12 protein-coding genes are annotated in these 15019 nt (G+C 38.7%); 2 read left to right on the top strand and 10 right to left on the bottom strand.

Going from position 1 to position 15019, the window contains the following annotated elements:
- Nucleotides 1-34: 34 nt before the first annotated feature.
- Nucleotides 35-706 carry a hypothetical protein gene (locus Q0954_RS00780; protein WP_299452397.1) on the bottom strand — a complete coding sequence of 224 codons (672 nt, stop codon included), beginning with the start codon at nucleotides 704-706 and terminating at the stop codon, nucleotides 35-37.
- A gap of 83 nt (nucleotides 707-789) precedes the next feature.
- The gene (locus tag Q0954_RS00775; protein ID WP_299452395.1) at nucleotides 790-3507 is read right to left on the bottom strand and encodes a tetratricopeptide repeat-containing sensor histidine kinase; all 2718 of its coding nucleotides are present in this window, start codon (nucleotides 3505-3507) and stop codon (nucleotides 790-792) included.
- A 304-nt stretch (nucleotides 3508-3811) separates the two neighbouring features.
- Here Q0954_RS00775 and Q0954_RS00770 point away from each other — a divergent pair, with 304 nt between their 5' ends.
- Nucleotides 3812-4345 carry a DinB family protein gene (locus Q0954_RS00770; protein WP_299452392.1) on the top strand — a complete coding sequence of 178 codons (534 nt, stop codon included), beginning with the start codon at nucleotides 3812-3814 and terminating at the stop codon, nucleotides 4343-4345.
- 253 nt (nucleotides 4346-4598) lie between these two features.
- Nucleotides 4599-4847, top strand: coding sequence for a hypothetical protein (locus tag Q0954_RS00765; protein ID WP_299452390.1), 249 nt, complete (start codon nucleotides 4599-4601; stop codon nucleotides 4845-4847).
- A 130-nt stretch (nucleotides 4848-4977) separates the two neighbouring features.
- On the opposite strand, the gene Q0954_RS00760 is transcribed toward Q0954_RS00765, so the two are convergent.
- The 8 genes from Q0954_RS00760 to rpsD form a co-directional block, all read right to left on the bottom strand.
- The gene (locus Q0954_RS00760; protein ID WP_299452388.1) at nucleotides 4978-6195 is read right to left on the bottom strand and encodes an exonuclease SbcCD subunit D; all 1218 of its coding nucleotides are present in this window, start codon (nucleotides 6193-6195) and stop codon (nucleotides 4978-4980) included.
- A gap of 71 nt (nucleotides 6196-6266) precedes the next feature.
- On the bottom strand, nucleotides 6267-9308 hold the full coding sequence (locus tag Q0954_RS00755; RefSeq protein ID WP_299452386.1) for an ATP-binding cassette domain-containing protein: 3042 nt from the start codon (nucleotides 9306-9308) through the stop codon (nucleotides 6267-6269).
- A gap of 417 nt (nucleotides 9309-9725) precedes the next feature.
- The gene (locus Q0954_RS00750; RefSeq protein WP_299452382.1) at nucleotides 9726-10634 is read right to left on the bottom strand and encodes a hypothetical protein; all 909 of its coding nucleotides are present in this window, start codon (nucleotides 10632-10634) and stop codon (nucleotides 9726-9728) included.
- A 195-nt stretch (nucleotides 10635-10829) separates the two neighbouring features.
- Nucleotides 10830-11624 carry a thymidylate synthase gene (locus Q0954_RS00745; RefSeq protein WP_299452380.1) on the bottom strand — a complete coding sequence of 265 codons (795 nt, stop codon included), beginning with the start codon at nucleotides 11622-11624 and terminating at the stop codon, nucleotides 10830-10832.
- 104 nt (nucleotides 11625-11728) lie between these two features.
- Nucleotides 11729-12736 (bottom strand): hypothetical protein, encoded by a 1008-nt coding sequence (locus Q0954_RS00740; protein ID WP_299452377.1) that lies wholly within the window; start codon nucleotides 12734-12736, stop codon nucleotides 11729-11731.
- 95 nt (nucleotides 12737-12831) lie between these two features.
- Complete coding sequence (gene rplQ, locus Q0954_RS00735; RefSeq protein WP_299452375.1) at nucleotides 12832-13353, bottom strand: 50S ribosomal protein L17; 522 nt, start codon at nucleotides 13351-13353, stop codon at nucleotides 12832-12834.
- Nucleotides 13354-13355: 2 nt separating this feature from the next.
- Nucleotides 13356-14345, bottom strand: coding sequence for a DNA-directed RNA polymerase subunit alpha (locus Q0954_RS00730; protein ID WP_002695085.1), 990 nt, complete (start codon nucleotides 14343-14345; stop codon nucleotides 13356-13358).
- A gap of 71 nt (nucleotides 14346-14416) precedes the next feature.
- Nucleotides 14417-15019 (bottom strand): 30S ribosomal protein S4, encoded by a 603-nt coding sequence (gene rpsD / locus Q0954_RS00725; protein ID WP_002695083.1) that lies wholly within the window; start codon nucleotides 15017-15019, stop codon nucleotides 14417-14419.

Raw genomic sequence — 15019 nt, 5'->3', positions numbered from 1 at the left:
GCCTGGGTGAGGATAGTGCTATGCTAAACAACAATCAATGGCTTTTTGAAAAAACTTTTATATAACTTATACGTTGAGTTTTGCCCGCATCCAAATATATCATTAGATGAGGTGATGCTTTGGCACTATACAGGCGGTCTATCACAGTACCTATAGAAGTAGCTCCCCATAAAACACCCCACTGAGTAAACCCTTCGCTTTGATCATCTACTCCAGCAGGTACTACTTTTTGATTGGGCAACACGGTATTTCCATTAAGGTTCAGGGTACCAACAAAGGCAGTATAAGGGCGGTAGTTGAAGGAACGGGTATTAGTAAATATTCTTGGGTTACGAAAAAACACGATGAGTTTCAAAGGTTTGGCTTTGATTATAGAGTTGCTCTTGACAAACATCAACCCCCATTGATCATAAATATAATAATACTCTGTCATATCTATCATTTCAGAAGTAGGTGGTACACTCCGATAGCCTCGTCTCTCGAAGCGTATTTTACGAGTGTGTGTTTGAGTACGGCTGGGCTTACCTAATATTCGGTTTATTTGCTTGAGGTCAAAGGGTTGCAAGATCGTTTGACCGTTAATATAAATGCTATGGGTATGCGTGTTGAGGGTTACTGTCAGATGCTTGGGCAGATTTGCCTGACCAATGCCAGTAGCAGGCATACTGAGCCATAACAACATACTTACAAATATGGTTTGTTTCATAGTAGTAAAATTAAAACTAACAAGATACTACTAAGACAAGCCGTTGGTTAAAAAGTAGGAGGGTAAATAACAGATACTACTGCTTACTGCACTATATCTAGCAACTCCTGAAAACGCGTAGTATCATGTGTATATATCGCGTCCTTCAATGCACTCATCCATTCCTTAATATTTTCACTTACATCTACGGGTAATGTATCCAGTATTTTCCCTATTTTACTTATTTCATACAACTTACATTTTACCAGCTGGGGAAGAATAGACTGTAGTATTTCTTTTTCTGTTTTGGTAAATGTGAGCACAATATTTTGTGAGTCGCTGACATCCGTAATTTCTGTTTTTAGTTCCTGAGGCAATGATATGGGCTGGTTTTCTGACAAGGGCACAGTAAACCCAAAAGTAGCTCCTTTGCCCCGAACAGAAGCAACCTCTAAGTTTCCCCCATGCGCCTCGGTTGCCAACTTACAAAAGGTAAGCCCCAACCCAGTAGAACGCATCTGTCCCAATTTTTTGGCAAAAGCCTGCTGGTACTTATCAAATACTTTATCTAAATGTTCAGGCGCAATGCCCACCCCTGTATCACTTACCTGTATTTTGCAAAAACCCGTTGGGGCATCAGACACTATATCAATGGTGATTGTGCCACCTACAGGCGTATATTTGGTAGCGTTGGTTAACAGGTTTACCACTACCCGTTCCATTAGATCAATATCTACGTTTACAGAAAAACCAGTCAAACATCCCACTTTGAGCTTTAGTCCTTTTTCTTGTATAATGTAGTTTACTTGTGCTACAGCTGCATTGATGATGGTTTCTGCCAAAGTAGTTTGTGGCTCAATTTTTAGTCGGTGCTCTTCCATTTTTTGCACATCCAATATATTCATAATCAGGTGATGCATACGCTTACCCGAACGATTGATGTCAGTAAAAAACTGGGGGTTGGTTTGCTCTTCAGATAAGCCAATAATAGAGTTGAGTGGATTTTTGAGGTCATGTACAATCATTCCAAGCATTTGCTGTTTAAATCGGTCTAGCTCTACCAATTGGGCATTGGTAGCAACCAGCATCTGGTTACCACGTTGTTTGCTATGATAAAACAAACCCAAAACCAAGAGTAGTATCACCAACAAACCGGCTCCGATCAATGCTGTACGGCGGTTGGCTCTTTGGGCGTTAATCTCAGCCACCAATACTTTCCGTTCGCTCGCTTGAATCGCCGAAAGTGAATCTTGCTGTTTACCTGCTATGTACCTCTCCTCTAACTGGGCTACTTTACGAATATTTTCCCCATTAAGCAAACTATCTGCCATTTGTGTGAAAAGCTTCAGACACTGGTAAGCTTTGTCAATTTGTCCTAGCCCCTCATAAGTTTTGACCAAGTACTCAGCTCCGTCCCTAACAGTCTCTGGTCGACCATTTTCTTTAGCCATCTGAATGCCTTTTTCCAAGTGGTGTTGGGCTTCTTTATAATTACCCAGTACACAATAGGCGGTTCCTAAAATTACGTAATCTTGTGCCAGTGGCTCTCCAATTTCCCCCCTCAATGCCAAGGCTTTTTCAAAATAAAACTTGACCGAATCGGCTCTCTTTTGGGTGAGATAAACTCGCCCTATCAACAGGTAAGACTTCACCTCCCAGGTTTTGGCACCCAGCTTTTTTCGTATTTTAAGCGCTTCCTTGTGCATCTTGAGTGCCTGCTTGTACTCTTTCCGAATACAGTGTATTTTGCCTATTTCATCATAGCTCCAGCTAATGTCAATCTGATCTCCAATTTGCTCGCGTATTTTAAGCGCTTTTTGGTGCATATTGAGTGCCTGGAAATGCGCACCTTGCAAGTCGTATATGCGCCCCAGTTTGGTATAGCTCCAGGCAGTAAGTCTTTTAATTCTGATTTGCTTGCGTATTTTAAGCGCTTTTTGGTGCATTTTAAGTGCTTGGTCATATTCTCTTTGCATGCGATGTACCTCTCCTAGTTTAAAGTAACTCCAAGATACACCTACTTTATCACTAATCTGTTCCTGCAACTTGAGAGACTCTTGATAGACTTTAAATGCCTTAAGATAGTTGCCTTGTGCTCGATACACATCACCTATTTTAATGTAGCTAAGTGCCATCTGTTGCTTATTCCTCAACTTTTTGTGAGCTCGAAGCGCATTTTGGTGCATTTTAAGTGCCTGAGGGTATTCGTTGAGTATACGGTGTACCTCTCCTATTTTCACATAACTCCTGCCTATTCCTTGCAAATCTCTAGTTTGTTTGTATATAATAAGGGCGGTATGATACATTCTGAGCGCTTGAGTATGTTTGCTCTGACACAAGTAAACAAAACCTATATTGTTATAGCTTTCTGCTACTGCCCTTTGATCGCCGATTTTGTATCGAATCTTGAGAGATTTTTGGTACATTTTTAATGCCTGAGGGTAGTTGCTTTGCATACGATAAACAACCCCTATCCCGTTCAGGGCATTGGCCTTACCTTTTGCATAGCCAGCTTCTTGTGCCACCTCCATGCAGTGTTCATAAAAACGGTTTGCTTCTTGGTAGTGTCCTTTGATCATGGTAACCCACCCCAGGTAGTACAAGGCATCGGCTTGTGCAGCGCCATAGTTGGCTTTTTTTGCCAACATTATTGACTGAGAAGTATAAAAAGCTACTTTAGAAGAGTCAGCATACCTGTATTGATAGGCTAAACAATTATATGTGTCTGCCTTTTGTTTGTCTGAAATATTAGCCTGGAGCACTTCTTTCAGAGAATCTACCTTGAGCTTATTTTGGGCTTGTAATGATAAACAGACCATCATTAAAAAACTCAATGAACACATTAATAAAAATGAGCAAGTTCGCATAAAGAAAGACGATGTTAGACAATTTTGAATAGTTGGAACCTAGTAGTTGAGGGTTTATAGCAAGTGATTAAGTCAACCATTTTCAGTCTTCATAATAATAAACGTAGAACCTGCTTTCCTGTTTTAACCCAGGTTTACTTATACTTATGGAAGGAACAATGGGTTATCAGGGCAACCAAATTGTTAATTGCCTCGCTCCTAATTTTCCAGCAAAATTTTGACAACATAAGAACTTTTGACTTTCTTGACCATAAAAACGATGAATTTTCATTTAGATAAATCTATTGAGTTGTTGGCACGTACCCCGCAAGCATATAAGACGCTATTTACGGGTTTGCAATATGATTGGGCGCACATCAACGAGGGGGCAAACACCTGGAACGCTTTTGACATCGTAGGGCATTTGATCCACGGAGAGCAAACCGATTGGATACCACGAGGGCGAATTATTTTGGGCAACCAAGCCGATAAAACATTTGTGCCCTTTGATCGCTTTGCTCAAGAGCAATTATCGGTAGGCACAACCTTAGATGAGTTACTAGAGGAGTTTGACCAACTCCAGCAAGCCAATTTACAAGAGTTAAAATCCTGGAACTTAAGCCCAACAGATTTGACTAAAACAGGCATTCATCCCGACTTGGGTACAGTCACTCTACAAGAGTTGCTTGCTACCTGGACTATCCATGATATGGCACACCTCAATCAAATATCGCGGGCATTGGTAAAGCATTATGCTCAAGATGTTGGTCCTTGGCATCAATACATCAGGTTGTTGAGAGATGGACAAGACTAAGTTTTCTTTTTGCTAACAAACACTGTTTTTGAATTATAGGAGAGTGCGAAGGGAATTATATATGCGCATGAAGCAATGCTAAACATTCACATTTAGTTACTTGATAACCAGCAACTTAACCTTTATTTTTCTTGCAAAAGGTAAGCTTTTTTGTTATATTTGTTCATATTCTTACGGTAAGAATATAAGCCCAAGAGGTTTAGCTTGGAACCTTCCTCAAGGGCTTTTTGTAAAACAACTTAATGCATACAGTATGCAAGATATTAATTTAAATTTGGAGGCACAAATTGAGGTGCCCGCTCAACCTTTAGATTTATTTGCCCTTAGTTTACGTATTCGTTTAGAGGCTTTTGCTCTCAACGCTGATACCTCGCTCGATTACCTTCGGGCAAACGAGTCTGAGCAACTCACGCGCTATTTGCAAAATACTATTATAGAGCTGCAATGCCTACTCAACGAATTTAATCTGTACGACTTGCTTACTCAAACCAAAGAAGTGTAACAAGTCAAAAGCAACAAAGCTCAAGGCAACATCACTGCCTTGAGCTTTTACTTTCCATTGTTACGCTTTGAGCAAAAGATTCTCTTTTTGTAAATGATTTTAGACTCGTTTCACACAACCATTTAAGTTTTTACTTACTCCTCACCTCCCTAAACAAATCCATCAAACGATCGTTGGGTTCCTGGTCGTTGTTTTTTGATTTAAAATAATCGCGAAACAAATCATCGATGTGCTTGCTGGTATCAATGCTTGATGCCTTGTCTGATAAATTTGGGTTCTTATTTTTTACATCAGGTATAATAGCAATGATACCCGAATGGTGTTCATTGAGGGTTTTGCGTTCTTTAGCAGTCAAGTAATGATCAGTTACAATGGTAATCTCTACCAAAGCATTTTGGTTTTCTTTGAGCCATTCTACTGCCTTGTCCATTTCATCAAATCTACCCCGCAGTAGTTTTTTTCCTTTTTCAAGGGCAATGCGATTTACCTCTACTGGTTTACCAGGCGCAGCCTCTATTATTGCTACATACTTGGTTTGGTTGGCTTCGGCAAAACTATATGCCAATGGGCTACTGCTATATACTACCGGGCAGGGAGCGCCACTTATGTTTTGGTAGCGATGCAAGTGCCCCAATGCCACATATTGCATTTGCGAAGGTACTTGTTCAGTATATATTTGCTGGGCGCCTCCTATGTGCAAAATAGATTTTTCCGACTCGTCTTCTACAGGTGCTTCTCCCCCTTTTTTCATCATAAACAAGTGAGCAACCAGCATATTAATGCCTTGCGGGTTGCAATGAGTATCAGCAAGTTGTTGCCACCTTTGCTGTAGCAAGTTACGCAACTCTCCTTCTTTGTCGGTCAAGCCTAAAAATGTTTTCAGACGCAATTCATTCGCATAAGGTGTTACAATCAAACGTAATGGGGCATCATGCCCTGGCACTTTCATTTCTAAAAATCCTTGCTCAGACTTAGTTACTTCCAATCCGGTATCTAGCTTAAATGGACTTACCTCAGAATGAGGAAACCCCAACAACACAATGCCACATTCTTTTGCTAAAGGATCAGGAGCTTCTATGCGGTCGGGCGAGTCATGGTTGCCTGCAATGGCAATTACTGGTCGAGTGCCATTTTTTGAGATACGTTTGAGGGTTTTATAAAATAGTGTGATGGCATCATTGGTAGGATTAAAGGTATCGTACAGGTCACCGGCTACTATCACTACATCTACGGCCTCACGATCAGCTATTTGACAAATTTCGTCCAGCACTTCTTCCTGCTCTGGCAAACGAGTATACGTTTCCAGCTTTTTTCCTAAATGCCAATCTGCTGTATGTAGTATTTTCATTGAGTACTTATTTTTTAGTTATATACCAACAGGTTGTTATGATATTGATCCAGTATTATGATTCAAAAAAATTAACGGAAGCTTTTGCGAAAGCTTAAGAAAGTAAGTACCCGCTTAAACAGTTTGAAATACAGGCTAATAAACAGCATCAAGGTGGCAAACCATATTGCCCCAAGGTTAAACCAAAGTGTATCTATATAAAAACCCATAAAGTGTTTGCGGGGCGCAAAAAAGTGTGCCCTAAAGTCCAACAAATTACTTACATTGTCGGGATCCTGAAACACAGGGTAAATATGCTGAATAAGCTTGCCGTCTGACTCAGAAATACGTAATGGGTTGCTAGTGTTTTTTACCATGTCTGCTACTTGTTTGTTGTGGTAGCGATTCAACGAACTTAAGAAAGCCGCTTTGCCTTCTTTAGTTTTAGTCCGTTCACGAATGAGCCTATCTTTGGCTTTGCTTGCTTTGTTATACATACGCACATAATACAACCTTAGCTTTTTCAGATACACTTTGGTAGCTTCGCCTACGGCAAAATCAAAACCTTCGTAGCTTAATTCAGGGTATTTTTTTAGCTGAATACCTGGCACTTTTTTCAGTTCTTTACCCACTTCATTACGCAATATTTTCAAGTCTCTCTGTACTTTGTTCCTGACCTTGTCATCATTGTCTTTGATATGGGTAAGGCAATACGATAGTTTAGACTCAAGCGTAGGAATAAAATACACCTTTTTATAATCGGCAGTTGCCATTTGGTGATCATACTCGTAAAAACCTCTTTCGTGTGGGTTATCTTTAAACTGGCTGACTGCAAGTGCCTCAAATGACCAACGCGACACCATAAACTCACTGATCCAAGGCACATTGTTTTCAGAGGCCAACTGTGGGTTAACATTTTCAAACTTTACTACAATTCCCCCTAAGATCAATTGTGGGATAATAAGTAAAGGAATTAGAATGTAAATAGTAATGACTGAGTTAAAAGTACGAGAGATATTTAGCCCCATCATATTGGCATTGCAAGCAATAGAAAACAGCACCATCCAATAGGTAAAGGTCATGCCTTTGATTCCCAGAATGAGCGCTCCTACCAATACAAAAGTCATTGTTTGATAAGCCGAAAAAGCAAAAAGTATAAAGATTTTAGAAAACAAATAACTGCTATGGCTCAGGTGTAAAAACCGCTCCCGTTTGAGTATCTTCGCATCTTTAAATATTTCTTCAGCACTAATGGTCAGCCCAATAAACAATGCCACAATAATACTCATAAAAATATACGCAGGTACATTCATGTTTTCACTAAACACATACGAGCCATTCCCAGTCTCTTGGTCTACCCTATAAAACCGTACAATATACGCCAGTATTACGGCAAGCAACGGTGCCTCCAGCAAGCCAATCGCCATATATTGAGCATTACTTAGCTTAGCGAGTATATCACGAAAGCTAAAAATCATAAATTGACGAAAACGGGAAGGTAAGTGAAGCGTGCTCTTGGGAGGTTCTTTGATAGCCTCTACTTTGGGTAACGATATTCGTTCTTTGAAGTACTTATGCCATTGAGTTGGTGAAACTTTTCGTTGTGGAGTATAACGTCCATACTCATCTACAATTTTAGTTTCTATAATATTAAATATCTGTTCAGGGTTTACATTACCACAGGTGGGGCACACTCCCTGCGAGCTATTGATCAGGTTTTCCAGGTCTTTAAAATAGGTGACTGCCTCTATAGGATTACCATAATAAATTTGATACCCACCTACGTCTAATATAATGAGTTTGTCAAACATTTTGAAAATGTCAGACGAAGGCTGATGAATCACTACAAAAATAAGTTTACCTTTCAGCGAAAGCTCTTTAAGTAGGTCAAGAATATTTTCAGAGTCATTAGATGACAACCCAGAGGTGGGTTCATCTATAAATAAAATGGAAGGTTCCCGTAGCAACTCCAATCCTATGTTCAAACGCTTGCGTTGTCCCCCACTGATGATCTTTTCCATGGAGCTACCTACTTTTAGGTTTTTAGCCTCCAGTAAGCCCAAGCTCACCAGTGTTTTTATCACTAGTTCATCTATCTCTTCTTCTTGATAATGTCCAAAGCAAAGTTTTGCTGCATAATATAAGTTTTGATACACTGTAAGCTCTTCTATCAACAAGTCGTCTTGGGGTACATAACCTACTACTCCCCTTATCTTGCTTTTTTCTTCACTGTCATGAATATCCACTCCGTTGATTAGTACCTTGCCCCCCAAAGGTGCCTCATTGCCATTCAACACATTGATTAGGGTAGACTTTCCAGAACCACTAGCCCCCATGATACCTATCAACTTTCCTGACTCTTCGGTCACATTAATATCACGTAAGCCTATTTTACCTCCACGAAAAGTATAGTACACATGCGAAGCTTCAAAGGTAATACGTGCTACGTTTTGCTCTTGAAGAAAGTTACTGACTACATCACTGTAATAAATAGGGTCAATCAGGTCGGCACGAATAGAAGAGCCATTAGAGAAGGTATAGATATGACGATCTTTGAGCAAAAAGCCATTGAGGTAGGTATCTGTTTCACCCGCAAAATACTTCAACATATACATTTCTACACTTGGTATGCGTAAAATGCCTACCGATGATTTAAAATTAGGTCGATGTACATGTTTTATTTTACTGTCAAATTTTTGACTACTAATAATCAGTATATTTTGTAAACCCAGCTTAAGCGCATCATCATCAATTACAAACGCCTTAATAATACTGTACTCGTGCTCATCTATATTAAAAGCTTGGGCAACTTCATCTATAAAGTTACTTTCATCACTGTGCAAGTTTCCATCAGAATTTACCAATTCCAACAAGTGAAACAATACAATAATTTTTTGCTTTTGATTTAGTTCTTCATTAATTCGTTTACAAATATTAATCGTTTGGATATGCCCAGCCAATGCAATGTCTGCATACTCGTTAAACAACTGAATAAAAGCATCAGTCGCCTCAGCACTTAACTGTTCTTGAATAAAATCTGTAATTACTCTTTTCTCCGAAGCCGATATAACTCCATCAACACTTGCAGATATTGCCATTAATTGGATAATAGACTTCAGAACAGGTTCACTCATAGTTTAATACAATTATATCCCTACCTAAATTAATCAGTTTAGATAAGTAAAGCTGCTTAACAACCTTAACCAAATAACATACGCTTGTTAAACTATACATACTTATTTGTTGCCCACTTCAAAAAAGCGGTGTACCTAAATCAGACAGTATTTTTGCCTTGCCCAACAGCAAAATATTAGTTTACACTGACGTATCTTATTTCTATAAGGTCATTTAATTCTCAAAATTTATTATTCTTACTCTGTAAAAATAGCAAAAAGCTTGAATAATTTTTATACCTACGTATATTTTTCGCAAATCTAAAAATCTTCATAGGCTCCTCACCACCACAAAAAAAGCACCGATCACAAGACCCGTGCTTTTTTTGTTATTTATCTTATGTTTTCCTTGCGGAAAATAACATTTACCTAATTCATTTAGTTTACTATGTCTGCCCTTATAGCATTTACTTTTTTAGTAATACCAATCAATGATTTATCAGACAAAATCAAGTCGCCTTTGTTTTTTCTGATCTTCTCTTCCATATTCAAATCTTCGTAAATCTTATATAACTCTTCCAAATCAGTTACTAATTTATTTACATCGGCAGGCTTATCGTTCAAGGCTTTCAAAGCTTTGATCAACTCACCCAAAGGCACTTTTTGTTTAATAACTTCTCTTACCAAGCCTACTAAAACCTGAATACGAGCTTCTTCTGGCAACTCATCTTTAGGGTAGTTAGCCACAAGCTCTGTTGCCACAAACAAACCTTCAAGAAAACTCCCTGTAAAAATCAACGCTGCAATATCATTTCGTTCTTCGCTTTTCAGGTAATCATCCGATTTCTTCATCGACTCATTGATAATCTTAGTCAATGAATCAATGCTTGAAAGGTTATCCTTAAAACGCTTCACAGTAGCAGGTGAAAAAGCCCCAGCAATGCCCAATTTATCAGCCAAACCTTGAGTAGCATTCATATAATCAATGGCATTTTGTACTTTGTCATAAATCACCATATACCCCAGATCAGTAGCATAAACACCCAAGTTCAACGCAGCTTTACTGTTAGTTGTCTTGTATTTATCACTTGAAGCAGGAGAGTTAGCGAGTTTAGGGTCAAACTCTGCTCCCGTTTGTTTAATCATATATGGAATTTCAGAAGGCTCGGGAATTTTAGTCAGTACCTTTTTATTCTGTTCTTTAATATCATTTACAATGTTTTTGGCAGTATCCTTCCCAGTATCTGCATTGCCATTTTTACCCTCCTTAGAGCCACCACAAGCATACAACGACACAGTTAGTACTACCAGGATGTATTTAGTTTGAAGTAGTTTTTTCAAATTCATAGTCTAAGCCATTTTAGAATTAAGATAATGTTATCAGTAACAAACTTAAAAAATAATCACGAATGATAAATAAAACCTTTATAAGATTTTTTTAGCATAGTAACCCCATCCGGATAAAAAATATGGTCGGGACATCTACTAAACAACTATTTTACCGAAAACCTGCCATTAAGGTAACCAAACCCTATTTATATATTATACAGCTACTGGTAATTTTATCATTGGATGATATTGATAATCTATCACCTTAATATCTTCATAGGTAAACTTAAACAGGTCTTTTACCTCACTGTTTAACTCAAGTCGTGGTAAAGCATAAGGTTTACGCTGAATTTGTTCACGTAGCGCCTTTTCGTGGTTAGCATAGATATGAGCATCACCAAAAGTATGGATAAACTCGCCAGCCTTTAGGCCAGTAACCTGGGCAACCATTTCTAATAATAAAGCATAAGATGCAATATTAAACGGAACTCCTAGCCCTATATCCGCGCTTCGTTGATACAACTGACACGATAGCTTATCCTCAGCTACATAAAACTGAAACATAGTATGACAAGGCGGTAAGGCCATTTTATCTATTTCGCCCACGTTCCACGCACTTACCATCAGGCGGCGCGAATTGGGATTTCGCTTAATTTGATCAATCAAATTAGTAATCTGGTCAACCGTTTCACCAGTTGCAGCTTGCCAGCTTCTCCATTGAGCTCCATATACCGACCCTAAGTTCCCGTCATCATCAGCCCACTCATCCCAAATAGTCACTCCATTGTCTTGCAAATAGCGTATATTGGTATCACCCTTCAAAAACCACAAAAGCTCATGAATAACCGACCGTAAATGTATTTTTTTGGTAGTTACCAAAGGAAAACCATCTGCCAGATTAAAACGCATTTGATACCCAAAAACGCTTAATGTACCTGTTCCAGTTCTGTCACCCTTACACACGCCATTTTCCAATACGTGCTGTACCAAATCTGTATATTGCTGCATGATTCTTTCTTTCTATAGCTTGCTTTCATCAAGCAAATCAAAAACTTTATATATTGCTATTCCTCTCTCTAAAACTGTCAAATGTATCGCTCAAAATTACATTTTTACTCTCCTTGGCTTATTTCATTAACCAATCGTTTTACTCGCGAACTCGATCTACCATAACTTACTATCCCAATATCTAAGCCTGTATTTTCAAACTTCCTAATGGCTTGCTTTATAGCGTCAGTTATCCAAACCGTGTCATTACCAAAAGCACCGCCTCCCACTAGTGTAAGAAAAACCTTGTTACACCCTGTTTGCTCTAAATTGATCACACCTGCTGCCAAGGTTGCTTCATAGGTAGCCTCTAATACCAATCGGGCAAAAGCCTCCCACAAACTCTCATCTAATAAGGAGTACGCCACAGGTAACGCAGAACAATACGCCTGCGCCACTCTTTGAGCATTGTCGTCAATTGTTACTTCTGTATCCCACTGCAACCCAATTTTTAGCTTTCCTTTCAAAGCTTCATAACCAGTCGCATCTAAGGCTTTTATCTGCTGTGTTATATTTTTTAATCCTTGCTTGTTAGCCAAGGCATAGCCATTCCGCATTGTCCAGAGTTTATCATCTTCATTTTGTAAGGCATCTCCTACATCTTCCAAACAATCAATCTGATGTCCTCTAGTTTGACCGATTTGCCCATTTACTTCAACGAAATAGTTTCGATAAATAGTACCTGCCCCACAAGCAATAGCACAAGCGGGTCCTTGGGTATGATCAAGTGAATAAATACCTATTCCTCTTTCTGGGACTACCCCAGGCCCCACCATCTCAAGCAAGTTAAACTGTGAAGCAGCCTGAAACAAAGCCCCTTGATTTTCTTTCTGTTTATGAAAAACCTGCACATTACCAACTATCTCTGCCACCTTGATGCCTTGTGAGGGTAGTCTCTTTACAATGACTAAAGCTGTTTCTCTTAAACTTTCTAACCGTGGTATTTCCAACCTACCAAAGTTCCAGCTTCTACCATTTACCAAAGAGGTCAAAGTATTGCCTTTCATTTGAAGGTTTGCTCTTACCTGATTAGGTGACTCTTCTTTGAAACCTGTTAATTTTTCAAACCACATATCAGTTTCAACTAATTTTAATAAAAGTACTAAAGCAAAAAAGGATTAAACCGCAGTTTAATCCTATAAATTTTATATGAACCAGATAAATGCTATTATTCCTTATCGTCACCTTTAGCATCCTCAGATTTGTTCTCAGGCGCTTTATCTTCTACTTTAGCATCTGTGTCTGGAGTATTTTCTGTATTCTTCTTACCACCTCCACGACGGCTACGACGAGTTTTAGGTTTCTTGGCTTTTGCTTCAGGCTGATAGGTTTCGTTATAATCAACTAACTCTATCAAACACATCTCAGCGTTGTCACCCAAACGGTTACCCAATTTAATAATGCGGGTATAACCACCGTTTCTATTAGAAATCTTATCAGCAACTTCGTCAAACAATTCTTTTACAGATTCTTTATCCTGCAAATAAGAAAACACTACACGACGAGAATGCATATTGTCATTCTTAGCCTTTGTTAAAAGAGGCTCTACATACTGACGTAATGCTTTTGCCTTGGCAACTGTAGTTTTAATTCGTTTATGCAAAATTAAAGAAGACGCCATATTGGAAAGCATTGCCTTTCTGTGTGGGGCAGTTCTTCCCAAATGATTGAATCCCTTTCTATGTCTCATCTTTATTCTTCGTCAAGTTTATACTTCGATACGTCCATGCCAAACGACAATCCCTTCTCAGCAACTAGTTGTTCCAACTCAGTAAGAGATTTCTTACCAAAGTTTCGGAATTTCATCATATCGGCAATGTCCAATTTCACTAAATCACCCAATGTTCTAATATCCGCAGATTTCAAACAATTATACGCTCTTACCGAAAGATCTAAGTCACTAATTGGTGTTTTAAGCAACTTACGCATATGTAAGAAATGCTCATCAACCTCTTGAACTTCTTCCTTCTTAGCTGTTTCAAGTATAATATTTTGATCAGAGAATAACATGAAATGCTGAATAAGAATATTCGCAGCTCCTTTCAAAGCTTCTTCTGGGTGAATAGACCCATCAGTTTGAATATCTAACAACAATTTTTCGTAGTCAGTTCTCTGTTCAACCCTTGTATTTTCAACAGCGTAACGCACGTTCTTTATTGGAGTAAAGATTGAATCTATAGGAATATGACCAATAGCTGCATCTGGCAACTTTTGATCTTCAGAAGATACATATCCTCTTCCTTTTTCAATATAGAGCTCTACCTCTAAATCAACTGATTCATCAAGGTTACAAATAACCAAATCAGGGTTTAAAATTTCGAAAGAGGAAGTAAATTTTCCTATATCACCAGCCGTTAACGTCTCTTGATTACTCACCTCCACCACTATCTTGCTGTCAACGTTCTCAGAAATCTTTTTGAAACGTACTTTTTTCAGGTTCAAAATAATCTCTGCAACATCTTGCATTACTCCTTTGATGGATGAAAACTCATGCTGCACCCCCGGTATTCTGATACAAGTAATTGCATATCCTTCTAATGAAGATAGCAAAACTCGTCGTATCGCGTTTCCGACAGTTACACCAAAACCAGGCTCTAATGGTTTAAACTCAAACATACCGTGAAAATCGGTAGTTTTATCCATTACAACTTTTTCTGGTATTTGAAAGGTTAATAATGACATTTTGTGTCCTCCTGAATTTATGAATGTTATGTAATCAAGGGTATAGAACGGCGAAAAATCGCCACAAAATATTACTTAGAGTAAAGTTCAACAATCAACTGCTCTTGAACCTTCTCAGGAATTTGATCACGTTCAGGGTAGCTCAAAAACTTACCAGCCATCATTGTGCTATCCCACTCAAGCCAGTTAAATCGCTTGCTGTTGCTCATCAAACTTTCGGTAACAACCTCTAAAGATTTAGATTTCTCACGAACTCCAACAATATCACCTGGTTTTAATGAATAAGAAGGCACGTTAGCCACTTCACCATTTACAGTGATATGTTTGTGGATAACTAATTGTCTGGCAGCTCTACGAGTAGGAGCAATTCCTAAACGATACACAGTATTATCTAAACGAGCCTCCAAGAACTTCAACAAGTTTTCACCTGTGATTCCTTGTTTACCGGCAGCTTTATCAAATAAATTTGCAAACTGACGCTCAAGCACACCATAAATATACTTTACTTTTTGCTTCGCCTGAAGCTGAATTGCATATTCAGACTGCTTCTTACGTCTACCTTTTCCGTGTTGTCCTGGAGGGTAAGCCTTCTTTTGAAGGGCTTTGCTTGGACCCATAATAGGCTCTCCAAACTTTCTTGAAATTTTTGATTTTGGACCTCTATATCTAGCCAT

It is taken from the genome of uncultured Microscilla sp. (assembly GCF_947493425.1).
Taxonomy (GTDB): Bacteria; Bacteroidota; Bacteroidia; order Cytophagales; family Microscillaceae; genus Microscilla.
This window is presented reverse-complemented; position numbering and strand designations above follow the sequence as displayed.